At 61.7% G+C, this 21,598-nt stretch carries 16 protein-coding genes; 11 read left to right on the top strand and 5 right to left on the bottom strand.

Translation table 11 applies throughout. The features are described 5' to 3' along the window. The first annotated feature begins 15 nt into the window (after positions 1–15). The 5 genes from AC4LE2_RS03580 to AC4LE2_RS03600 all read left to right on the top strand — a co-directional run bounded on the left by AC4LE2_RS03580 (position 16) and on the right by AC4LE2_RS03600 (position 6,234). Entirely contained in the window at positions 16–1,647 is a 1,632-nt protein-coding gene (locus AC4LE2_RS03580) for a methyl-accepting chemotaxis protein (RefSeq protein WP_491824136.1), read from the top strand. 8 nt (positions 1,648–1,655) lie between these two features. Continuing rightward, positions 1,656–2,171: a chemotaxis protein CheW gene (locus tag AC4LE2_RS03585; protein WP_491824137.1), complete on the top strand. Its 516-nt coding sequence runs from the start codon at positions 1,656–1,658 to the stop codon at positions 2,169–2,171. 3 nt (positions 2,172–2,174) lie between these two features. After that, on the top strand, positions 2,175–2,975 hold the full coding sequence (locus AC4LE2_RS03590) for a CheR family methyltransferase (protein WP_491824138.1): 801 nt from the start codon (positions 2,175–2,177) through the stop codon (positions 2,973–2,975). Beyond that, entirely contained in the window at positions 2,972–4,066 is a 1,095-nt protein-coding gene (locus AC4LE2_RS03595) for a protein-glutamate methylesterase/protein-glutamine glutaminase (protein ID WP_491824139.1), read from the top strand. Before AC4LE2_RS03590 ends, AC4LE2_RS03595 begins: the two co-directional genes overlap by 4 nt. A 110-nt stretch (positions 4,067–4,176) precedes the next feature. After that, complete coding sequence (locus AC4LE2_RS03600; protein WP_491824140.1) at positions 4,177–6,234, top strand: methyl-accepting chemotaxis protein; 2,058 nt, start codon at positions 4,177–4,179, stop codon at positions 6,232–6,234. 1,302 nt (positions 6,235–7,536) lie between these two features. On the opposite strand, the gene AC4LE2_RS03605 is transcribed toward AC4LE2_RS03600, so the two are convergent. Next, positions 7,537–8,409, bottom strand: a complete 873-nt coding sequence (locus tag AC4LE2_RS03605; protein WP_491824141.1) for a LysR substrate-binding domain-containing protein — start codon at positions 8,407–8,409, stop codon at positions 7,537–7,539. A gap of 154 nt (positions 8,410–8,563) precedes the next feature. Between AC4LE2_RS03605 and ydiJ the strand changes: the two genes are divergently transcribed. The 4 genes from ydiJ to AC4LE2_RS03625 all read left to right on the top strand — a co-directional run bounded on the left by ydiJ (position 8,564) and on the right by AC4LE2_RS03625 (position 14,466). Continuing rightward, positions 8,564–11,605, top strand: a complete 3,042-nt coding sequence (gene ydiJ / locus AC4LE2_RS03610; RefSeq protein WP_491828034.1) for a D-2-hydroxyglutarate dehydrogenase YdiJ — start codon at positions 8,564–8,566, stop codon at positions 11,603–11,605. 58 nt (positions 11,606–11,663) lie between these two features. Beyond that, entirely contained in the window at positions 11,664–12,254 is a 591-nt protein-coding gene (locus AC4LE2_RS03615; RefSeq protein ID WP_491824142.1) for a cupin domain-containing protein, read from the top strand. Beyond that, positions 12,251–13,270, top strand: coding sequence for a UV DNA damage repair endonuclease UvsE (gene uvsE, locus AC4LE2_RS03620; protein ID WP_491824143.1), 1,020 nt, complete (start codon positions 12,251–12,253; stop codon positions 13,268–13,270). Before AC4LE2_RS03615 ends, uvsE begins: the two co-directional genes overlap by 4 nt. An 89-nt stretch (positions 13,271–13,359) precedes the next feature. Beyond that, positions 13,360–14,466, top strand: a complete 1,107-nt coding sequence (locus AC4LE2_RS03625; RefSeq protein ID WP_491824144.1) for a Gfo/Idh/MocA family protein — start codon at positions 13,360–13,362, stop codon at positions 14,464–14,466. Between the two features lie 42 nt (positions 14,467–14,508). Here AC4LE2_RS03625 and AC4LE2_RS03630 read toward each other — a convergent pair whose 3' ends face one another. The 4 genes from AC4LE2_RS03630 to AC4LE2_RS03645 form a co-directional block, all read right to left on the bottom strand. Then, positions 14,509–15,984: an MmgE/PrpD family protein gene (locus AC4LE2_RS03630; RefSeq protein WP_491824145.1), complete on the bottom strand. Its 1,476-nt coding sequence runs from the start codon at positions 15,982–15,984 to the stop codon at positions 14,509–14,511. Positions 15,985–16,032: 48 nt separating this feature from the next. Then, positions 16,033–16,893 (bottom strand): amidohydrolase family protein, encoded by an 861-nt coding sequence (locus tag AC4LE2_RS03635; RefSeq protein WP_491824146.1) that lies wholly within the window; start codon positions 16,891–16,893, stop codon positions 16,033–16,035. A gap of 12 nt (positions 16,894–16,905) precedes the next feature. Then, a complete protein-coding gene (locus AC4LE2_RS03640; RefSeq protein ID WP_491824147.1) occupies positions 16,906–18,243 on the bottom strand; it encodes a 2-hydroxycarboxylate transporter family protein in 1,338 nt (445 codons plus the stop codon). Between the two features lie 64 nt (positions 18,244–18,307). After that, on the bottom strand, positions 18,308–19,165 hold the full coding sequence (locus tag AC4LE2_RS03645; protein ID WP_491824148.1) for an HpcH/HpaI aldolase/citrate lyase family protein: 858 nt from the start codon (positions 19,163–19,165) through the stop codon (positions 18,308–18,310). A 125-nt stretch (positions 19,166–19,290) separates the two neighbouring features. Between AC4LE2_RS03645 and AC4LE2_RS03650 the strand changes: the two genes are divergently transcribed. Beyond that, complete coding sequence (locus tag AC4LE2_RS03650) at positions 19,291–20,169, top strand: LysR family transcriptional regulator (RefSeq protein WP_491824149.1); 879 nt, start codon at positions 19,291–19,293, stop codon at positions 20,167–20,169. A gap of 137 nt (positions 20,170–20,306) precedes the next feature. Continuing rightward, positions 20,307–21,521, top strand: coding sequence for a CaiB/BaiF CoA transferase family protein (locus tag AC4LE2_RS03655; RefSeq protein WP_491824150.1), 1,215 nt, complete (start codon positions 20,307–20,309; stop codon positions 21,519–21,521). Positions 21,522–21,598 lie beyond the last annotated feature (77 nt).

A 21,598-nucleotide genomic window follows, 5' to 3' on the forward strand; every position in this document is an offset into this window, starting at 1 on the left:
TCCCGAGGTGTCAACATGAAGTGGTTTTACAACATGAAAATCTCCGTGAAGCTGCTGGCTTCCTTTGTGCTGGTGCTATCGCTGTGCGCGGTACTCGGCGTGTTCTCAGTGCTGCAGTTGGGCGCCGTGAACAACGCCAGCCGCGAGATGACGGATAACTGGATACCTTCCATGCGAGTGGCGGCTGCGATGCGCTACAACCTTAGCCAGTACCGTACTCGCGAGGCGCGGCACATTCTGTTTGATAGCGATGCTGATATGCAGGAGATGGAGCAAAGCCTGGCTCAATCCAAAGCTGCGGTGGACGATGGCATTGAAAAGTACAAGGGACTGTTGTCTGGGCCTGATGAAACTGAGCTGTACCAGCGGTTCGTTACCCAATACGGTAATTATCTGGCGCTTAGCCAAAAAGTGCTGCAACTGTCTCGTCATGGCGATAAAGAGTTGGCCAGGACCATGCTGGCGGTGGACTCCAAGCCCGTGTTCGACGGTACTGCCAACACCCTAAGCAAGCTGGTCGAGCTCAACGATACCGGCGCTGCGCAAGGGGGCATCCAGGCCGAACACACCTTCGACACCGCCCGCCGCGCCATCATCGCCGTGCTGTTGTGCACCATCGCCCTTGGCTTGTTCCTGGCATGGTTCGTATCGCGCAGCATCTCCCGCCCACTGGGCGTGGCGGTCGACATTGCCACTCGCCTGGCCAAAGGTGACCTTACCGGCGAGGTTGAAGTACGCAGTCATGACGAAACCGGCAAGCTGCTGCTGGCCATGAAAAACATGTCGGGCCAGTTGGGCCGCATCATCGGCGAGGTGCGGCATGCTGCCGACAGCCTGGCCAGTGCCTCCGAAGAGCTCAGCGCCACGGCTCAGTCCATGAGCCAGGCCACCAGCGAGCAGGCGGCCAGCGTCGAGGAAACCAGCGCCTCCATCGAACAGATGACCGCGAGCATCAACCAGAACACCGATAACGCCAAGGTCACCGACGGCATGGCGAGCAAGGCTGCACGCGAGGCATCCGAGGGCGGCAAGTCGGTAGAGGCCACGGTGTCGGCCATGAAGAAGATCGCCCAGCGCATTGGTATCATCGATGACATTGCCTACCAGACCAACCTGCTCGCGCTCAACGCGGCCATCGAAGCAGCCCGCGCGGGTGAGCACGGCAAAGGCTTTGCCGTGGTGGCCGCCGAGGTACGCAAGCTGGCCGAACGCAGCCAAGTGGCCGCGCAAGAAATCGGCGAGCTGTCCGGTAGCAGCGTAGAGCTGGCTGAACGTGCTGGTGGCCTGCTTTCTGAAATGGTCCCGTCCATCAACAAGACATCGGATTTGGTACAGGAAATCAGCGCAGCGTCTGAGGAGCAATCGGCAGGCGTGGCCCAGATCAACCTGGCAATGGTGCAGTTGAACCAGGTCACTCAGCAGAACGCCTCCAGCAGCGAAGAGCTGGCGGCCACTGCTGAGGAAATGAGTGCGCAGGCCGAACAGTTGCAGGAAGTGATGAGCTTCTTCATCGTCTCCAACGATGCAGCCTTCTCGCCGCCGTCGTCTCGTCAACGCCCCAGCGCACCGCAGCAGCCCGCCAAGGCGCCGCGTCGCCGCAATGGCCCGGCCCAGGATGTATCCGAAGCCGAATTTACCCGCTTCTGAGGTGAGCCATGACCGCACAGCCGCCTACTTCGATGGCAACGGCCGGGACCGATGCCCAATACCTGACCTTCAGCCTCAACGGTGAGTTTTATGCCCTGGCCATTCAAGGCATCAAGGAAATCATAGAGCTCACCCAGATGACCGTGGTGCCCATGATGCCCGTGTACGTGCGCGGGGTAATCAACCTGCGCGGCGCGGTGGTGCCCGTGGTAGACCTGGCCGCACGCTTCGGCCAACCCCCCGCCGTGGCAGGGCGGCGCAGTTGCATCGTGATCCTGGAAGTCGCTGCCGAGGAAGGCCCGGCGCTGGTCTTCGGGCTGCTGGTGGATGCGGTGTCCGCCGTGGTAGAGATTCCCGCCTCCGCCATCGAGCCACCGCCCAGCTTCGGCTCGCGCATTCGTGTGGACTTCATCGCTGGCATGGCCCGGATCGACGATCGCTTCGTGATTGCGTTGAATGTCGATCAAGTGCTGAGCGTGGACGACATGACGGCGATTGCACATGCCACCGACGGCCAGGGGTAACCCGTGGAAACATTGAGCCAAGGCGAATTCAAGCAGTTTCAGACCTGGCTCTACAGCCGTGCGGGTATCTACCTGGGCGATGCCAAGCAGGCGTTGGTTGCGTCGCGCCTGGCTAATCGGGTGCGGGACCACGACCTGCCCGACTACGGCGCGTATTTTCGGCTGATTACCAGCGCGCAGGGGGTCAGCGAGGCGCAGGTCGCGCTAGACCTGCTCACCACCAACGAAACCTATTTTTACCGTGAGCCCAAGCATTTCGACTTCCTTCGCGAGCAGTTGCCTACCGGAGCGCGGCCGGGCCGGCCATTCCGGATCTGGAGCGCGGCCTGTTCTTCCGGTGAGGAGCCTTACACCCTGGCCATGACACTGGATCACGCGCTCGACACCGGCGCCTGGGAAGTGGTGGCGTCGGACATCAGCACCCGCATGCTGGAAAAAGCTGCACGCGGGCATTACCCCATGGAGCGTGGGCGTAACTTGCCCCGGGAATTGCTTGAGCGCTATTGCCTCAAGGGCATAGGTAACCAGGCCGGTACCTTTCTGGTAGAACGCAGCCTGCGCGAGCGGGTGAAGTTCGTGCAGGTCAACCTCAACGCGGCACTGCCTAAGATGGGTGAGTTCGACGTGATTTTCCTACGCAACGTATTGATTTACTTCGATATGCCTACCAAACGCAGGGTCATTGATCGGCTGGTGCCGCACCTGCGCCGTGGCGGGCACTTCATCATCAGCCATTCCGAAAGCCTCAATGGCGTAAACGACACCCTTGAATTGATTTCGCCCTCAATGTACCGCAAGCCATGAACGTTAACCGCGCCACCATCGGGGTGCTGATCGTGGATGACTCAGCGGTTGTGCGTCAGGTCATGCAGGCCATCCTGGAGGATGAGCCGGACATGGAAGTCATAGGCGCGGCCAGCGACCCCTTGTTTGCACTGGATAAAATGGCCCGGCGTTGGCCCGACGTCATTGTGCTGGACATCGAGATGCCTCGCATGGATGGCCTGACCTTTTTGCGCAAGGTGATGGCTGAGCGTCCGACGCCCGTGGTGATTTGTTCCACGTTGACCGAAAGCGGCACCGAGACAGCACTGCAAGCCATGGCGGCGGGTGCAGCAGACATCATCAGCAAACCCAAGGTAGGGCTTCGGGATTTTCTGTTGCAGTCGTCAGGCGAACTGGTCAGGGCAGTGCGCTCGGCGGCCAAGGCCAACGTGCGCGCCTTGCGTCCGCGGCCTACCGCCGGCGTGGTACCCCAGCGGCTCAGCGCCGATGCCGTCCTGCCTCCATGTGGCCCTGCGCAGGCCATGGCTCGCACCACTGAACGAGTGGTCGCGATCGGCACGTCAACCGGCGGTACCCAAGCGCTGGAGCAGGTGTTGCTGGCCTTGCCGCGCACGGCACCGGGTATTGTGGTGGTGCAGCACATGCCGGAGAAATTCACCGCGTCTTTCGCCCAACGCCTGGACAGCCTGTGCGCTGTCAAAGTGCGTGAGGCCTCGAACAACGACCGGGTGCTGCCTGGCGAGGTGTTGATCGCGCCGGGAGGGCGGCACATGGTGCTCAAGCGCAGCGGCGCGTTTTACCACGTACAGATCATGGACGGGCCCCATGTGAATCGCCATAGGCCGTCGGTGGACGTGCTGTTTCGCTCGGTCGCCCGGTGTGCCGGCGCCAACGCCACCGGCATCATCATGACCGGCATGGGCGATGACGGTGCACGAGGCCTGAAAGAAATGCTGGAGGCAGGCGCCGACACCTATGCTCAGGACGAAGCCAGTTGCGTGGTGTTTGGCATGCCGCGTGAGGCGATCAAGCTGGGCGCAGCCCGCCAGGTGCTGAGCCTGGACTCGATTGCAAGAGCAATCATGGAGAGTGCACGCGTCCGATCCTAATATGGCGATATGATATCGCTGTTCGGGCGGCCATAAGGTGTGATTTTTGCAACGTTTAACCAGTGTGCCGCCCAGCCGGGCTTAGCCGTTGTCCAGGAGCGCTATCGGACATGTACAGTTTGCTCTCACCCGGAATCCGCCTGCTAGGCCGATTCACGTTCGCCGGTAAGTTCCGGCTGCTATTCCTGCTGTTCGTGCTCCCACTTATCGCCAGCCTGATCCTGCTAGGCAACAGTTACCATGCACGCCTGACCGTGATTAATGGCGAGCGTAATGGCGTTAAACAGCTGGAAGCGCTGGAAGCGGTAGACCAGGCCTTGAACCAACAGCGGCTGCAAGCCGCGCGTTGGAAGGCTGTGGATATCCTGCGTGAGCCTACGCCAGCCGCGAAGGCTGCCATCAGCGCCTTAGAGGCTACTGGCCCTCAACTCACCCACGCCCTGGAACAGTTAGGGCAGGTGTTGAGTGATACCGGTGCCAGCCCTGATGCGCTGAATCGTTACAAAGCGCTACAAGAAGGGGCAGTGGGCGTCGATTTGAAGTCCCTGCGTGGGTTGGGTTGGTGGCCTGATGGGTTCGACCGCTTCACCGGCTTGATCAATGTGCTGCAGCTGCTGCGCGAGCAGCTGACCATGGACAGCGGCCTGATTCTGGACCCTTGGATGGAAAGCTACCTGTTGATGGAGATGGCCACCCAGTGCGCCCCTGACCTCAACGAGCGCGTAGGCAGGTTGGCTGCCGTGGGTGAGGCGTCCGTGGCCTCAGGGCAGTTCACCATGCAGAGCCGGTTACAACTGCGTGACCTGCGCAGCCGGATCAACGATGCCCGAGAGCAGGTGTTGAAAAGCGGTACGGCTCTGAACCAGCGCCTGCCAGGCAACATGGCGGATTGGAAAACCCAGTACGGGCAGACCACGATGACGCTGGACAGCGTGCTCAAGCTGCTGGACGAGCGGCTGTTCGGGGGTACGGTGAATTTGACCGCTGCAGAGTTCGACACCGCGATCGACACGCTAGGCCAGCAGGTAGCGGCACTGCGGGTGGCTTCCTTGACGGCACTGGATCGACAGCTTGCGTATTACCACGCTAAAACACTTGGCGAGTTTATTCCGATCGCGGTTGGGTTTGCCGTCTTGCTGCTAGCCTCGCTGTACCTGTTCATTTGTGTGCAAGTAGCGATCCGCCGCAGCGCGGCACGCATTACCACGTTGGCAGAGTCCTTGCGTGATGGTGACCTCCGCGTGCAGGTGCCGGTAGAGGGCAGGGATGAATTGGCTGCCATCTCTCAGGCATTGAACAGCGCGGTACTGCAATTGCGTACCAGCCTGGGGGGCGTGGGGCGAGAAACCGACGCACTGGGCGGCTCGGTGTCTACGCTGGCCGCACAGGCCAGTGACACCTTGAGGGACGTCGAGCAACAGCAGTTGCAGGTCAGCCAGATTGCTACGGCCGCCACCGAACTGGCGGCGACGTCCCAGGGCGTGGCCCGCAGCTGTGAAGAGGCGGCCAGTAGCGCGCGGCACACCCAGCAAATCGCGGTGGACAGCACACGCCAGAGTGAGCAGACCACGCGCAATATTCAGCAGCTCAACGAACGCTTGGGCGCTACTGCACAGGCGCTGGGCCGGGTCAGCGAGCAGGGCCAGCAGATCCAGTCAGTGGTCGATGTGATCGGTGGCATCGCCGGGCAAACTAACCTGCTTGCCCTTAACGCCGCGATCGAAGCGGCCCGTGCAGGCGAGCAGGGGCGCGGCTTCGCGGTAGTGGCCGATGAGGTACGCAGCCTGTCCCAACGCACGCAAGCCTCGACCTCCCAGATCGTGACCACGGTAGAAAGCCTGCGGGCGACCGTGCAGCATGCCGTGGACCTGATGCAAGCGGCCTGTGCGCAGGCCGAAGGGGACGCCGCAGCCGTGACCGGCCTTGGCACAAACCTGGTGGAAATCGCCCGTGCAGCGCAGGCAGTGAACGATACCCTGGCGCAAATCGCTACCGCCGTGGACGAGCAAGCAGCTACGGCAGACCAAGTGAGCAGCAACATTCAGCAGGTGGACCAAGCGGCGCTGCGCTTGCTGGATGGGGCGCGAGAGGTTCACAACGCAGCAGACCGGCTAGGCGAGGGCAGCCGGGCACTGCGCGCCAATACCGCTCATTTCGTCACAGGGTAATGCACCCGCCGCTGTAGCAGCCCGGCTTGCCGGCGACCGGCCTTAACACCGAGTCATGCCGGTCGCCAGCAAGCTGGGCTGCTACAACAGCGTGATGCGTTAAATCAGCAACCCGCCCTTGAATGTGCGCTGCACACCAACGCCGCTTATCCGCCCCTCGTAGCGGCCGGCTTGCCGGCGACCGGCCGTAACACCAAGTCATGCCAGTCGCGAGCAAGCTGGGCTGCTACAGCGGCGTAATGCTTTAAATCTGCCCAGCAACCCGCCCTTGAATGCGCGCTGCACACCAACGCCGCTTATCCGCCCCTTGTAGCAGCCCGGCTTGCCGGCGACCGGCCTAACACCGAGTCATACCAGTCGCCAGCAAGCTGGGCTGCTACAACAGCGTGATGCGTTAAATCTGCCCAGCAACCCGCCCTTGAATGTGCGCTGCACACCAACGCCGCTTACCTGCCCTTTGTAGCAGCCCGGCTTGCCGGCGACCGGCCGTAACACCCAGTCATGCCAGTCGCCAGCAAGCTGGGCTGCTACAACAGCGTGATGCTTTAAATCTGCCCAGCAACCCGCCCTTGAATGTGCGCTGCACACCAACGCCGCTTATCCGCCCCTTGTAGCAGCCCGGCTTGCCGGCGACCGGCCTTAACACCGAGTCATGCCGGTCGCCAGCAAGCTGGGCTGCTACAACAGCGTGATGCGTTAAATCTGCCCCAGCAACCCGCCCTTGAATGCGCGCTGCGCGCCAACGCCGCTTACCTGCCCTTTGTAGCAGCCCGGCTTGCCGGCGACCGGCCGTAACACCCAGTCATGCCAGTCGCCAGCAAGCTGGGCTGCTACAACAGCGTGATGCTTTAAATCTGCCCAGCAACCCGCCCTTGAATGTGCGCTGCACACCAACGCCGCTTATCCGCCCCTTGTAGCAGCCCGGCTTGCCGGCGACCGGCCTAACACCGAGTCATGCCGGTCGCCAGCAAGCTGGGCTGCTACAACAGCGTGATGCGTTAAATCTGCCCCAGCAACCCGCCCTTGAATGCGCGCTGCACACCAACGCCGCTTATCCGCCCTTTGTAGCAGCCCGGCTTGCCGGCGACCGGCCTTAACACCGAGTCTTGCCAGTCGCCAGCAAGCTGGGCTGCTACAACAGCGTGATGCGTTAAATCTGCCCCAGCAACCCGCCCTTGAATGCGCGCTGCACACCAACGCCGCTTATCCGCCCCTTGTAGCAGCCCGGCTTGCTGGCGACCGGCCTTAACACCGAGTCATGCCGGTCGCCAGCAAGCTGGGCTGCTACAACAGCGTGATGCGTTAAATCTGCCCCAGCAACCAGCCCTTGAACGCGCGCAGCGAGGGCAACCCCTCGTTACGTGGCGGGTACATCAGGTAATAGCTGCGCTTGCTGGCGAATGCCGGGCCACTGGACGCCAATGCCCCGCTGGCCAGTTCTTCCTCCACCAGTACGCGAGGCACCAGCCCTACGCCTATGTCGGCACGCACGGCCTGGACCAGATGCGAGGTCAACTCGAAACTTGGCCCCAGGCGCATGCTTCGGTGGGCAAGGCCGTGGTGGCTGAACCATTCAGGCCAGGCCTGTGGGTTGTTGGCCACGTTAAGCAGCACTTGCTCCGCTACCCTCGACGTGGTCATTGACGCACGCTCAGGGGCGTGAATGATCACCAGTTCTTCTGTTTGCAACCGATGGCAGGTCAGGCCGCGCAACTCGCCAGTGCCCACTGCAATGGCCGCATCAATTTCACTGGTAGCGAAGTCGATAGGCTCGATACGTGAGTGAAGGTGTACCAGCATGCCTGGGTGCGTGCGGTAAAACAGGTGCAGCCGAGGCAGCAGCCACTTGGACCCGAACGTGGGCAGGGTGGCCAGGCGCAACGTACCGGTACCTGACTGAAAGGCGAGCGCTTGCAAGGTGGCACTGCGGATCTGCCCCAGTGCTTCGGCCACCTCCCGGTGATACAGCCGGCCGATATCCGTCAAATGGACCTGACGGCCTTCACGGCGAAACAGCGTAAGCCCCAGGCTTTGCTCCAGGGCCTGTACCTGCCGGCTCACCGCGCTTTGGGTCAACGACAACTCTTCGGCCGCACGCGTGTAGTTTTCGTGCCGGGCAGCCGCCTCGAAAGCCAGTAGCAGCGACATCGAGGGGGTAAGGCGTCGGTGATTCATTCAGAAAAGTCATCGATAGCAGGCCAATTATCCGTTTGTCCTGCCCCACTAATCGCGAGAGCATGACAACCTTGAATGAGAGAGGCTGCCGCAGCCACTGCCTGATGGCAAGCGCGCCCGTGTGTTTCACGCTGACAGAGGCCATTGCCTGATGATGATTGCAGCCTTGCAACCGGCCACCGCCAAGGCCGACTACCGTGATTTTCTTGCAGCGCTGCGTACCGGCGGCTTCAAGGGTGAAATCAGCGCGGACTACGCCAGCCGTACCGTGCTCGCCACCGATAACTCCATCTACCAGCGCCTTCCTCAAGCCGCCGTGTTCCCGCGAGATACCGCTGACGTCACCCTGGTCGCCCGCCTGATGGGCGAGCCGGCCTACCGTGGCGTGACGCTCACCCCGCGCGGGGGCGGCACCGGTACCAACGGGCAGTCCCTTACCGAAGGCATCGTGGTAGACCTCTCCCGGCACATGAACCACATCCTGGAGATCGACGTCACACGGCGCCGCGTGCGCGTGCAGGCGGGGGTGGTAAAAGACCAGCTCAATGCAGCGCTCAAACCCCATGGGCTGTTCTTTGCGCCCGAGCTGTCCACCTCCAACCGCGCCACGCTGGGCGGCATGATCAACACCGATGCCAGCGGCCAAGGCAGCTGCACCTATGGCAAAACCCGCGACCATGTACTGGAGCTGCATTCCGTACTGCTGGGCGGGGACGCGCTGCACACTCATGCCATCGACGACACGGAGCTGGACCGCCAGTGCGCCCGCCAAGGCCGCCTAGGTGAGGTGTACCGTGTGGCGCGCCACATCAACGAAACCCAAGCGGCGTTGATCGAGGCACGCTTCCCTAAGCTCAACCGCTGCCTCACCGGCTACGACCTCGCCCACTTGCGTGAAGCGGACGGCCGCTTCAACCTCAACAGCGTGCTGTGCGGCGCGGAAGGTTCGCTGGGCTTTGTGGTGGAGGCGACCCTCAACGTATTGCCCATTCCCAAGCATTCGGTGCTGGTCAACATTCGCTACGCCAGTTTCATGGATGCCCTGCGTGATGCCCGGGCCTTGATCCAGCACAAGCCGTTGTCCATCGAAACGGTAGACTCCAAAGTGCTGCTGCTGGCCATGAAGGATATCGTCTGGCATGGCGTGGCCGACTATTTTCCCTCGGACCCGAACCGCGCCACCTTGGGCATCAACCTGGTGGAGTTCTCCGGTGACGACCTGGCCGATGTCGAACAGCGAGTCACCGCGTTCGTTAACCACCTGCAGGCAGATTCAAGCGTAGAGCGCCTGGGTCACACCTTGGCCGCTGGCAACGACGCTGTTACCCGGGTGTACGCCATGCGTAAGCGCTCAGTGGGGTTGCTGGGCAATGTGGAGGGTGAAATTCGCCCGCAGCCCTTCGTGGAAGACACCGCTGTGCCGCCGGAGCAACTGGCCGACTACATCGCCGAGTTCCGGGCCCTGCTCGACAGCCATGGGCTGGCCTACGGGATGTTCGGGCACGTGGATGCCGGCGTATTGCATGTGCGCCCCGCCTTGGACATGAAAGACCCGGCCCAGGCTGCGCTGGTGCGGCCAATTTCCGACGCAGTTGCCGCCCTGACGCAGAAATACGGCGGCCTGCTCTGGGGTGAACATGGCAAAGGCGTGCGCTCGGAATACGTGCCCGCGTTTTTTGGTGACCTGTACCCCTCGCTGCAGGCCCTCAAGGCCGCGTTCGACCCTCACAACCAACTCAACCCCGGTAAAATCTGCACCCCTTCAGGCAGCGCCGACAGCCTGTTGCGCATCGATGAGGTGCCCCTGCGCGGCGACCTCGACCGCCGTATCGATGAGCGGGTCTGGCAAAGTTACGGCACGGCCATGCACTGCAATGGCAATGGTGCCTGCTACAACTACGACCCTAACGACGCCATGTGCCCCTCTTGGAAGTCGACCCGCGAGCGCTCGCAGTCGCCTAAAGGCCGGGCGTCACTGATGCGCGAGTGGTTGCGCCTGCAAGGCGAGGCGGGGGTCGATGTACTTGCCGTCAAGGGCCGCACTGCAGGCTTCTGGCAGACCTTGCCACAGCGGTGGCGCAACAGCCGCGCGCAACAGGGCGGGCAGGGTGATTTTTCCCATGAGGTGTATGACGCCATGGCCGGCTGCCTGGCGTGCAAGTCCTGCGCAGGCCAGTGCCCGGTCAAAGTGAACGTGCCAGAGTTTCGCTCTCGCTTCCTTGAGCTGTACCACACGCGTTATCTGCGCCCGGCCAGGGATTACCTGATCGGCTCGCTGGAGTTCAGCTTGCCGTACCTGGCAGGCGCCCCAAAGGTGTACAACGCCGTGATGAACGCACCGGTGGTCAAGCGTTTGCTGCACCGCCAGCTGGGTATGGTCGACAGCCCCTTGCTCAGTGATTTCAACCTTCATGCCAGCCTGCGCCGCTGGAAAGTGCAGCCTGCTACAGCTGACCGCCTGGTGGGGTTGAACGCAGCGCAACAGGCGCGCAGCGTGATTCTGGTGCAGGATGCGTTCACCCGGTACTTCGAAACCCCGCTGCTCGCCAACCTCATCGAGCTGATGTCGCGCCTGGGCTTCCAGGTCTACCTGGCGCCCTTCTTCGCCAACGGCAAGCCGTTGCACGTCCAAGGGTTCCTGCGGGCCTTCAACAAGGCAGCGGTGCGCAACGCCAGCCAACTGCAGGCACTGAGCGCCTTCGGGGTACGGATGGTGGGCCTGGACCCGGCCATGACCCTGGTGTACCGCCAGGAATACGCCAAGGTGCCGGGTATCGCCCAGTTGCCCACTGTGGAGCTGCCGCAGGAATGGCTACTTGATGCGCTGCCTGACACCCTGCAAGCCCAGGTCCCTGAGCGCTACCGCCTGCTTGCGCACTGCACCGAAAAAACCAACGCACCTGCCAGCACCGGCCAGTGGGAAGCGCTGTTCAAGCGGGTAGGGCTGAGCTTGACCACCCAGGCCACCGGTTGCTGCGGCATGTCGGGTACGTACGGGCACGAGGCGCGCAATCAGGACAGCTCGCGTGCCATATTTCAGCAGTCGTGGGCCGCACAGGTTGCAGCGCCGCTGCAAGAAAAGGGCGAGGCCCTGGCCACGGGCTATTCCTGCCGCAGTCAGACCAAACGCCTGGGCGAGCGGGAGCTGCGTCACCCCCTGGAGGTATTACTGGCGCTGCAACGCGTCAACGGGTGAATTGATAGGCCAGGCCGTTCTGCTGTCCCAAGCTCATCACTTGTGTCAGGAGAGCGACATGGCCCACCCCACCCAGGCTTTTATTCACCCACTGGACGTACGTCTCGCCGTCGGCAGCCTGCCGATGCTGGCTGATGGCACGCTGGCCACCGTTGAGGCCGTTCGCTTGGAGCGCAACGGCTGGGTGCCTAATAATCCGGAGCTGCCGGTGATCTTATACCGCCAGGTCCTGTCGCAAATCAGCGACCTCGCCACCGCGTTCGAACAACTGCTCGAAGTGAACCACTGGCCCGCGCAGTGGCGTGACGGGGTGTTCGACTACCACCACTACCATTCCACGGCGCACGAGGTACTTGGCATCGCGGCAGGGGAGGCGCGGCTGATGCTGGGCGGGCCCAAGGGCCATGAGCTGAGTGTAAAGGCGGGTGACTTGTTGCTGCTGCCCGCAGGTACCGGTCATTGCCGTATCAGTACCAGCCCGGACTTTTTAGTGGTAGGCGCGTACCCCGCTGGCGCGTCATTCGATATCTGCCGTGAGGCACCTAGCCCTGAGCAGTCACGGGCCATCCAGCAGGCCGACTGCCCGGCGTCCGACCCGGTGTTCGGTGCCCAAGGCCCCTTCCATGCGTTGTGGCAGGTCTCGCCATGACCCAGGCGCGTTTAGGCTTTGCCTGCATGTACCGCCACCCTCACCGCAGCCTGGCGCTCAAGGAGCTGGAGGCAGTAGAGCGGGCCTTCAACCCGCGGACCACCACCTTGCGCTGGATCAACAGCGCTACGGTGGACGCGGCGCGTGAAAAACTCTTGATGCTGATCGAGCATAACCTGGACGCGCAGTTGCGGCTGCTGGGCTACGTCGCCCAGTTACCGCCAGCGCTGCGCATGTTGAGGCTCAGCAGCGACCTGTTGCCGCTGTACAGCCACCCCCAGGTCGCGAACTTTTATCAAACCGCCGAGTTGCAAGCGCACCTGTCCACGCGTTTTGCGGCTATCGGCGATTTCGCGCGCGCCAACGGCATCCGCTTGTCGTTTCACCCAGGGCAATACTGTGTGCTGGGCTCTGACAGGCCTGAGGTGGTCAGCAACAGCGTGGCCGAGTTCGAATACCACGCCGACATGATCCGCATGATGGGCTATGGCCAGCGTTTCCAGGATTTCAAGTGCAATATCCACGTGGCCGGCCGCCGGGGCGTGGAAGGGGTACGGGCGGTCTGGCCGCACTTGTCGGAGGTGGCACGCAATACCCTCACCTTCGAAAACGACGAGAAAACCTACGGCGTGAACGACTGCCTCGCGCTGGCCGACCTGGCACCGGTGGTGCTGGACATTCATCACTGCTGGATCAACGAATCCGAGTACATCGCACCAGACGACCCCCGGGTGGAGCAGATCGTGGCGAGCTGGCGAGGCGTCCGCCCGGTGATGCACTACTCCCAGCCGCCCGAGCATTTGCAAACACTGGGTTTCACCCCTGAGATGAAACTGGACATGACCGCGCTGCTACAGAAGGTCAATAAGCGCGACCTGTACCTGCACAGCGCCCGCATGTGGAACCACTGGACCAACACCTACGCACTGCAATTCATCGACCGGTTCGACATCATGTTCGAAGCCAAGGACAAAAACCTGGCCACGATGGAATTTTATGAGCGGTACCTGACGTAGGTGTTGGGGGCTTTCCCAGTGAACTTCCCCTCCGCGCAAGGGCTCAGCTAAAGGGCAACCGATGAATGTTTATGTCAGAGGAGACCAACATGCCCGATGCACAAGGCCGTATTCGTTATGCCGTGGTAGGTGGTGGCTGGATTTCACAAGGCGCCTTCATGCCGGGCGTGGCCCAGACAGGTAATTCCACGATCACGGCCTTGGTGACCGGCGATCCCATCAAGGCTGATCGCCTGGCCGCGCTGTATCAGATTAAAAGCTACCGCTATGAGGAGTACGCAGCGATGTTGGCCTCTGGTGAGGTTGATGCGGTGTACGTGGCCACCCCGAATTTCCGGCATTTGGAGTTTGTAGTCCCTGCGCTAGAGGCGGGCATCCACGTGCTGTTGGAAAAACCCATGGCCACCAACGAAGCCGACTGTCAAGCCATGCTTGAGGCACAAAAGCGCTCTGGCGCGAAGTTGATGGTCGCGTATCGGCTTCACTGCGAGCCCGGTACGCTGGAAATGATCGAGCGCGTACAGGCCAAAGAATTTGGTGAGCCCAGGCTGTTCACCGCCACCTTCACTCAGGCCGTGAAACCTGGCAACCACCGCATGCACAACGGCTTTGGGGCAGGGCCGGTCTTTGACATGGGGCCTTACCCCTTGAACATGGTGCGTCAGCTGTTTGCCGACGAGCCTATGGAAGTGAGCGCGGTGGGCGTCAAGACACCGGGCTGCCAGTTGAACAGCTGGGACACGGTCACGGTTGCCCTGCGCTTCCCCAACGAGCGGCTGGCCAGTTTCACCGTCAGCTACAGCCTGGCCGGTACTGAACGGTTCCAGCTCGTGTGCACCCAAGGGGAAATCGAAGCATCCCCCTGTTTTGGCTTTGGCGAAGGCGTAGGGATTAGTTATCGCGCTACCCTTGGCGACGATACCCAGACCCATGAACACCCCGTGGTAGATCACTTCTCAGGGGAAACCGCGTACTTCTCCGACTGCATCCTCAACAACCAAGCACCAGAGCCGGACGGCGACGAGGGCTGGAGGGATGTGAGGGTGGTGGCCGCGGTCGAAAGGGCCCTGCAAACGGGCCAGCCGCAGACACTCGACCCGCTGCCACCCAAGCGCTTGCCTGCGCGCGATCAAGTGCGTCATTTCCCCTTGGCTAAGAAGCCTGAGTACATCAACACCGAGTCAGCCACTGAGTAACGTTTGAATGCCCGCTGCCAGCGCGGTAGCGGGCTCAGGGCCTCAGGCGGTTACTAAATGTTCGAAGAAGCGAGTGAGGTCTTTTTGCTCATCCAAACGCCAGGCAACGTCAAAGAATGCTCGCGATTGTTCGGCTGACCAGACGCCTTTGACCGTGCGCAGGAATTTCTCCTCCGTGCCCTCGCGTGTCAGCGGTGCGCCACCAAAGCCTGGCAAATCATTGACCTGCTCGGTAATCACGTGCCCATCCTTCAACGTCACGGTCACCCGGTTGGGCAACTTCTGTGGCGTCAGTGCCGTTAATGCGTCGTCCTCTTCTACCGTGAGCTTTCCAAGCAGCGCCACTAAGCGTGGGTCCTTCAGTGCGTCATCCGAGTAACTGGCGTCTTTGATTTCGCGATCGATCAAGGCACGGGCCACGATATAGGGCAGGCTGTGGTCGGCAGTTTCTCGAGTCTTGGGGGCAAACTTCTCTGGGGATTCTGCTGAATACTGGCGGCCTACATGGGAGGTCGACACCAGGATGGATTTAACCTGATCTGTGTCAGGAACGGCTTGCCCCACCTTGGCAGCGGCGGCGATTGCAGTTTGTAATAGCGCTTGGGCAGGGTAGGGCTTGACCTGGCACTCTGCGATTTTAAACGTGCCTCCACGGCCGCCGAATTGCGCGGTATCTAGCGCAAACGGGCCGGACACCTGTTTGAAGAACCCCGCATTCCCTTCGAAGGCAGGTGCCGGGCCTGTGAGGCCTGCCTGCGCAAGCTGTGCTGCGAATACGGCGTTGCGACCGGCCTCGGCATCCGCCAAGCCCTTCCAGTTAGAGAGCACTTGTAGGCGAGTCTGGTTCATCGCCAGATGCCCCGCCAACGACAAGTTGATGGCCTGAACCAGTTGTTCGGTGGAAAGCGCCATCAGGCTGCCTGCTGCCAACGCGGCGGCGGGCAAGCTGTAGTTAGGGTGGTCCCAGCCCTTGGTGCTGATCTGCACGGCGTCGAGCAACCGGCAGTCGATTTCATACGCGAGCGCGATGGCAAGAATAAGCGCCTGCCCCGAACGCTGCTGCGCCTCAGCCACGGCCAGGCAGGGCGTGATGTTGTCGCTGGGGTGCCCCACCTCTTTGCCTGCGTAGGTGTCGTTGAGGTCGAAGTAGCGCACGGCCGCGCCGTTGGCGAAAGACGCCAACTCCATACTGGTTTTGCGCGCGGTGCCAATGACTGTGGAGGCGCCGCCTGCAGTGGCCAGGGTGAGGGTGCGCACTTGTTTTACTTGGGGTTGGTTAAGTGCGGCAACGGCGCACCCCAGGGCGTCGATAACGTGCGCCTTGACCCGTTCTACGATGGCCGCCGGTAGGTCGTCATAGGTCAGCCCAGAGGCGTATTCGGCCAGTTGCCGGGCCAGCGGTTTGGTAGCGGCTGGGGCCTGCGGCGTAGTACTTTCCACAGCGAATACGCGCGAGGGCATTACCGCCAGGCACGCCATTGCGCCCAGCAGGCGGCGTCTTTCGATCCGATAGGGCATACACACTCCGACAGGGTATCGCTCCCAGAAATGGGGGCCTTCAATGGGCTAATCGGTAAAGCCATACAACTGAGCAGGATTGGTCACCAGAACGGCGTGCCGGTGCTCGCCTGCCCAGTCGGCGAGAAGGTTGGCCAGGTGCGTATCGTCCGGCTTGTGCTGCTCTGTCACATGCGGCCAGTCGCTGCCCCACAGCATTCGAGTGGGGGCCCATTGCACCAGGGTGCGGGCTGTCTGAGAGGCGGGCGCGTAGCCTGGCCCGCCTGCCGTGCTGTTCAGGTAAGCACCGGATAGCTTGATCCAGGTCGAGCCGCGCTCCAGCCAGCGGCGCATCAGGCGCGAAGCAGGGTGGGCCAGGCCCTGATCGGGTGGAAGGCGACCCATGTGGTCGATCACCAGTGGCGTGGGCAGTGCCTCGATCAGCCGCGCGTGGGCGACCAGTTGATCTGCGGCCGCATGCAGTTGCACATGCCAGCCCAGCTCAGCGATTCGCCCCGCCAGAGGCGCAAGCGCCTCCCACCCCACTACGGCGTTATCGGGGTTCCATAGGCTAAACCGTAGACCCCGTACACCGCCCTGATGCAGACGTTCAAGCTCGGCATCGCTGACGGCGGCGTCCACGACCGCGACACCGCGTGCCTGGCCATTGCTGCGGGCCAGCGCATTGAGCAGGCAAGCGTTGTCGACACCATAATGTTTGGCCTGCACGATCACGGCCCTGCAGCACCCCAAGTGCCGTTGCAGCAGGCCGTAATCGTCCCAGGTCATGTTCGCAGGCGTAGGCGTGCTGGCCTCGGCAGGGGTAAAGCCTGCGTCCAGGATATGCAAGTGAGTGTCGCAGGCGTTGGCGGGCAATACCGGGTGAGGGCGGTCTACGCAGGTGGAATGAGGTACGGGAAACAGGGCCATGGTGGGCCTCCTTTACGCCGGTGGCAGTTGCGAGAACAGCAGCAACGCCAGCATGACGGTGATCGCACCGCCGATACGCGTGGAAATCTGCGCAAAAGGCAACAGCTGCATACGGTTGGCGGCCGTCAGGATCGCAATGTCGCCCGTCCCGCCCAGCCCGCTATGGCAGGCATTGACGATGCCGACCTCTACCGGGTACATGCCCAGCTTGCGTGCCATGACGCAGCCCGTCAGTACCAGGACGCTGATGGTCGTCAGGATGGTCAGCAGGTTGCCGAGGTGAAATGCCGAAGTCAGCTCACTCCAGTGAGTCACGGCAATGGAGTTGGCAAACAGCAGCGGGTAGGTTACGCAGGTGGTAAAGAACCTGAACAGGGTGCGTGCGCCCTGTTCGAGCCGGGCGGGGATCAGCTTGAGCAGCTTGAGCAGCACGGCCAAAAACAACATGCACACAGGGCCAGGCAGGCCGAACAGCGCGTGCATCATCACGCCTGCCAGGTACAGCGTGATGGCGCACATGCCTGCGGCGATCACATCGTTTACCACGTCTCCCGAAGGGGCCGCCTCGATTGGCTGTTCCTCAGTCAATTGTTCGTTGAGCTGTAAGCGGCCATTGCCGGTCAGGCGAGGGTAACGCCGGCCCACCATGTCTAGCGCACCGCATAGCATGATGGCGCACAGGTTACCCAACAGGATGATCGGCAGCAGTTGCGCCAGGATGCGTCCTGAATCCACCCCCATGATTTCGCCATAGCCTACCGAGAGGGGGATAGCCCCTTCACCAAGGCCGCCACCCATCACTGGAATAATCACAAAAAACAGTACCTGGCGTAGCGGCATGCCACAGGCCACCCCTACTGCCACCCCGGCTGCCAGAGCAAGTACCGACCCCACCACCAACGGGAGGAAAATCTTCGCAAAGCCCTTGATAATCAGGGTGCGGTCCATGGTGAAGATACTGCCCACCACCACGGCGGACACGAACAGGTAAATGAAATTACTGGCCTTGGTGAAGTCGGTGATCGGCTTGATCAGGTCGGCGTGAACCCAGCCGAGGCTGACCAGGTAGGAGGGTAGAAACGCAGACACAATCGCCGCCCCGCCCATTTTGCCTAGCACGGGAATGCGCTTGCCGATTTCGGCGCAGGTCGCCCCGCCCATGCCTATCACGGCAATCATGATGGGCAGGTCCGCCTTCAACTGTTGGGTCAGGATCAAGCCGCCGATCAGCAATGCGAGTGGCACATAAATGATCAGAGGAATGAACCCGACACGCACCTGCAACCAGGCTGCAGCAGGGCGGCCCGCCGAGCCTGGATGGGGCGTGGCAAGTGATGGGGCATTGCGCATAGCCACCTCTTTATTGTTGTTGTCGTTCACGGCCTCGGGTGTAAGCCGTGTTGGGTCACTGCGGTTAAATCAGCCCTGCGCGGCGCGCTGACGCGATGACGGCCTGTGCGCTGCGTACAAATGGCCCGTCGATCATCTGCCCATCCACCAGGTAGGCCCCAATCCCCGCCGCTTCGGCCTCGGCTGCCGCTGCGGTCACGCGTAACGCATGGGCGATCTGGGAGGGGTCCGGCGCGAAGGCTTGGTTGGCCAGTGAGATTTGCGAGGGGTGAATACAGGATTTGCCGGCGTAACCCAGCTGCTTTGCCGCCATGGCCTCGGTGGTAAAGCCCTCCGGGTCCTTGACGCGAGCGAAGGCGGTGTCATAAGCCGCCACCCCTGCTTCACCTGCGGCAAGGCGCAGCGCCAGGCGAATGTGATGCAGCGTCCAGGCATTCAGGCGGTCAATGCCCAGCGGCTCCAGAAGGTCGGCAAGGCCTAATTGCAAACCGACGACACGAGGGCTTGCCGCGCCAATGGCCGCAGCGTTGCGCAGGCCTTTAGGTGACTCGATGGTGGCCAAAATGCCAATGGGCACGGTGAGGCCCTGTTGGGCTTCAAGTTCGCGCAGCCGGTGAGCCAGTGCCTGGACCTGCTCGGCCGACTCCACCTTGGGTAGGTTGATCACCTGAACCTTCGGGCCCACCAAGGCTGCCAGATCAGGCTCGTGGTGTGCTGAAGCAACCTCATTGACCCTGACAACGATGATTTTGTCCGTGGGCTCAAGGCTGAACAAAGCCGCAGCCAGCTGCTCCCTGGCCTGGGCCTTGGCGGATGGCGCCACCGCGTCTTCCAGGTCGAAGCTCACGGCGTCTGCCTCGGAGGCCAACGCCTTGGCAAACAGTTCTGGGCGCGAGGCAGGCACGAAGAGTTTGCTGCGCATTTAGGGCCTCCGTTCTTTTTCTTATCGCCCACGGTTGACGTAATCGCGGGGAGGCCTAGTTTGCAAAGCAGCGAAAGATAACTAAAGTGACTATTAATTAAATTAGAGTCCAAAAAAAGTTCTGTATGGACACGCGCTACCTCGAAAGCTTTTTGCAAGTTGCACGCTTGGGTTCCACGGCCGCGGCAGCACGCGCTCTGAACCTCACCCCCACAGCAGTGGCGCAGCGGATCAAGGCGCTGGAGCATGAAATCGGCGCTACCCTCTTGACCCGCGCGGGCCGCAACATGCAAGCCACGGCGGCGGGGCTTGCACTGGTCGAGCCGGCCAGGGAGTTGTTACTTCGAACACGAGAGCTGAGTGCCATCGCCGCGCTGGATGTGATCGCCGGCGATTTGCGCATCGGCTGCATCTCCACGGCGCTTGCCTACCTGGTGCCCCGGGTGCTTTCAACGCTGATCCTGCGTTACAAACACCTGCATACCCACCTTGAGCCAGCTGTGTCCACATCGCTGTACCGCAAAGTGGTGGCGGGGGAGATCGACGTCGGCTTGATGGTGCGCCCTGCCTTTGAACTCCCTAAGGAGTTCACCTGGCGGCCCCTTCGAGAGGAGCCCTTTATCGTGCTGGCACCCGCGGGCTTCAGCGGGCGTGATGCGCATGAGGTGTTGGCCAGCGAGCCGTTCATTCGTTACCACCGGCGCTCTTGGGGCGGTTTGCTTGCAGACCGTTACCTGCTAGAAACAGGCATTGCCCCGCAGGAGCGCTTTGAGATCGATGCGCTGGAAGCCATTGCCGCGATGGTGGCCGGCGGGCTGGGCGTTTCGTTGGTACCAAGGTGGCAGCCGTTGCACGCCAACCTCGGTGCGTTAGCTCAACTGGCGCTGCCAGGCCCTGGTATTTCCCGGCCCATCGGCCTGCTGTGGAAGCGCAATTCGGCAAAGATCAAACTCATCGAGGCGTTCTGCGAAGTGCTGTATGACGGCCCGACCCCATCGATATAGCTCATAATTTTGAAACTTTGAATTCACCAAAAACTATTTTTAATATCTTGTCCCACCGCTCAAGCTCATTCGACGCCTGCACCCTCAATTCGACAGAGCAGGCCATCAACGAATAAATGCAGCAGTGGGGAAGTGTTATGGGTGAGCGTTCAATAGCCGCATCTAACGGTGAGCCCCAAGTGCCTGCCGGGCCTTTGAGTGGTGTAAAGGTGTTGGACCTTAGCGCTTACATCGCCGGGCCATATGGGTGTTCTTTGCTGGCTGACCAAGGCGCTGAGGTGATCAAGGTCGAATCCCCGGCAGGCGATAACCTGCGCAAATACCCCTCAACCTTGCCCAGTGAAAGCCGCGCTTTCTTGGGCGTTAACCGCAGCAAGCTCGGCATCGTGCTGGACCTCAAGCGCCCTGAAGGCCTTGAAGCCTTGTACCGCCTGGTACGTGAGGCCGACGTCCTGGTGCACAACTTTCGGCCCAGCGTCCCGGCCAGGCTAGGGATCGACTACGACCAACTTATTGCCATCAACCCCCGTTTGATCTACTGCGCGGTGACCGGTTACGGCGACAGCGGGCCGCTCAAAGACAAGGCAGGCTACGACCAGGTGCTGCAGACCATGACTGGAATGTGCGTTGCCCAAGGCAAGCCGGGTGGCCCGCCTGAAGTGCTCTACGGCTCTGTCGTCGATTACTACGCTGCCGCCCTGGTAGCGGGTGGCGTGTCGTCGGCCCTGTATCAGCGAGAAAAGACCGGAGTGGGGCAGTACGTAGGCGTGTCGCTGTTGCGCAGCGCCTTGACCATGCAGTCGGCGCGCTTGATCTGGGCTGAAGGCGAGCCAGCGGACCTGGACCGCGACATGCGTTCAGGAGGCATTACGGGCATCCATCCTACTCGCCAGGGCTACCTGTACCTGTCCGCGAACACGCCGCATTTCTGGCAGGCGCTGTGCGAAAAGACAGGCCTGGACCACTTGATCGATGAACGCTACGACACCGTGCGCAAGCGGGCCGAACACCAGGCGGTGATCGTGCCGCAGCTACATGAAGCCTTGCAGCGGCGCTCAGCACTGGATTGGGAAGGGCTGTTTGGCGATGCGGTGCCCTGCGCTGCGGCACGGCGGGTCGAGGATATGTTCGACTATCCCCAAAGCCAGGCTGAAGGCCTGATTGCCGACTATGAACATCCTGTAGTAGGCCGCTACCGTGGTTTCACCGGGCCCATACGCTTCGGTCGCTCAGCAGGCCCCGCGCCCTTCGCGGCACCAGTCTTTGGGCAGCATTCAGACCAAGTCATGCAGGCTCACGGTTTTACTGACGAGCAAATCAGCGGCCTGCGTGCGTGTGGCGCCTTGCTGTAACGACCGCATTGTCAGCCCCCTTTTAACGTCGTCCATAACAATCACAATAGGATTCACGTCATGCCCAACGACCAGGC

The sequence above is a fragment of the Pseudomonas sp. 9.3L genome, from assembly GCF_058536285.1.

Excerpts from the sequence above, each read along its gene's own strand:
- AC4LE2_RS03580 (WP_491824136.1), top strand. The coding sequence starts at position 16 with ATGAAGTGGTTTTACAACATGAAAATCTCCGTGAAGCTGCTGGCTTCC.
- AC4LE2_RS03585 (WP_491824137.1), top strand. The coding sequence starts at position 1,656 with ATGACCGCACAGCCGCCTACTTCGATGGCAACGGCCGGGACCGATGCC.
- AC4LE2_RS03595 (WP_491824139.1), top strand. The coding sequence starts at position 2,972 with ATGAACGTTAACCGCGCCACCATCGGGGTGCTGATCGTGGATGACTCA.
- AC4LE2_RS03600 (WP_491824140.1), top strand. The coding sequence starts at position 4,177 with ATGTACAGTTTGCTCTCACCCGGAATCCGCCTGCTAGGCCGATTCACG.
- AC4LE2_RS03605 (WP_491824141.1), bottom strand. The coding sequence starts at position 8,409 with ATGAATCACCGACGCCTTACCCCCTCGATGTCGCTGCTACTGGCTTTC.
- ydiJ (WP_491828034.1), top strand. The coding sequence starts at position 8,564 with ATGATTGCAGCCTTGCAACCGGCCACCGCCAAGGCCGACTACCGTGAT.
- AC4LE2_RS03615 (WP_491824142.1), top strand. The coding sequence starts at position 11,664 with ATGGCCCACCCCACCCAGGCTTTTATTCACCCACTGGACGTACGTCTC.
- uvsE (WP_491824143.1), top strand. The coding sequence starts at position 12,251 with ATGACCCAGGCGCGTTTAGGCTTTGCCTGCATGTACCGCCACCCTCAC.
- AC4LE2_RS03625 (WP_491824144.1), top strand. The coding sequence starts at position 13,360 with ATGCCCGATGCACAAGGCCGTATTCGTTATGCCGTGGTAGGTGGTGGC.
- AC4LE2_RS03630 (WP_491824145.1), bottom strand. The coding sequence starts at position 15,984 with ATGCCCTATCGGATCGAAAGACGCCGCCTGCTGGGCGCAATGGCGTGC.
- AC4LE2_RS03635 (WP_491824146.1), bottom strand. The coding sequence starts at position 16,893 with ATGGCCCTGTTTCCCGTACCTCATTCCACCTGCGTAGACCGCCCTCAC.
- AC4LE2_RS03640 (WP_491824147.1), bottom strand. The coding sequence starts at position 18,243 with ATGCGCAATGCCCCATCACTTGCCACGCCCCATCCAGGCTCGGCGGGC.
- AC4LE2_RS03645 (WP_491824148.1), bottom strand. The coding sequence starts at position 19,165 with ATGCGCAGCAAACTCTTCGTGCCTGCCTCGCGCCCAGAACTGTTTGCC.
- AC4LE2_RS03650 (WP_491824149.1), top strand. The coding sequence starts at position 19,291 with ATGGACACGCGCTACCTCGAAAGCTTTTTGCAAGTTGCACGCTTGGGT.
- AC4LE2_RS03655 (WP_491824150.1), top strand. The coding sequence starts at position 20,307 with ATGGGTGAGCGTTCAATAGCCGCATCTAACGGTGAGCCCCAAGTGCCT.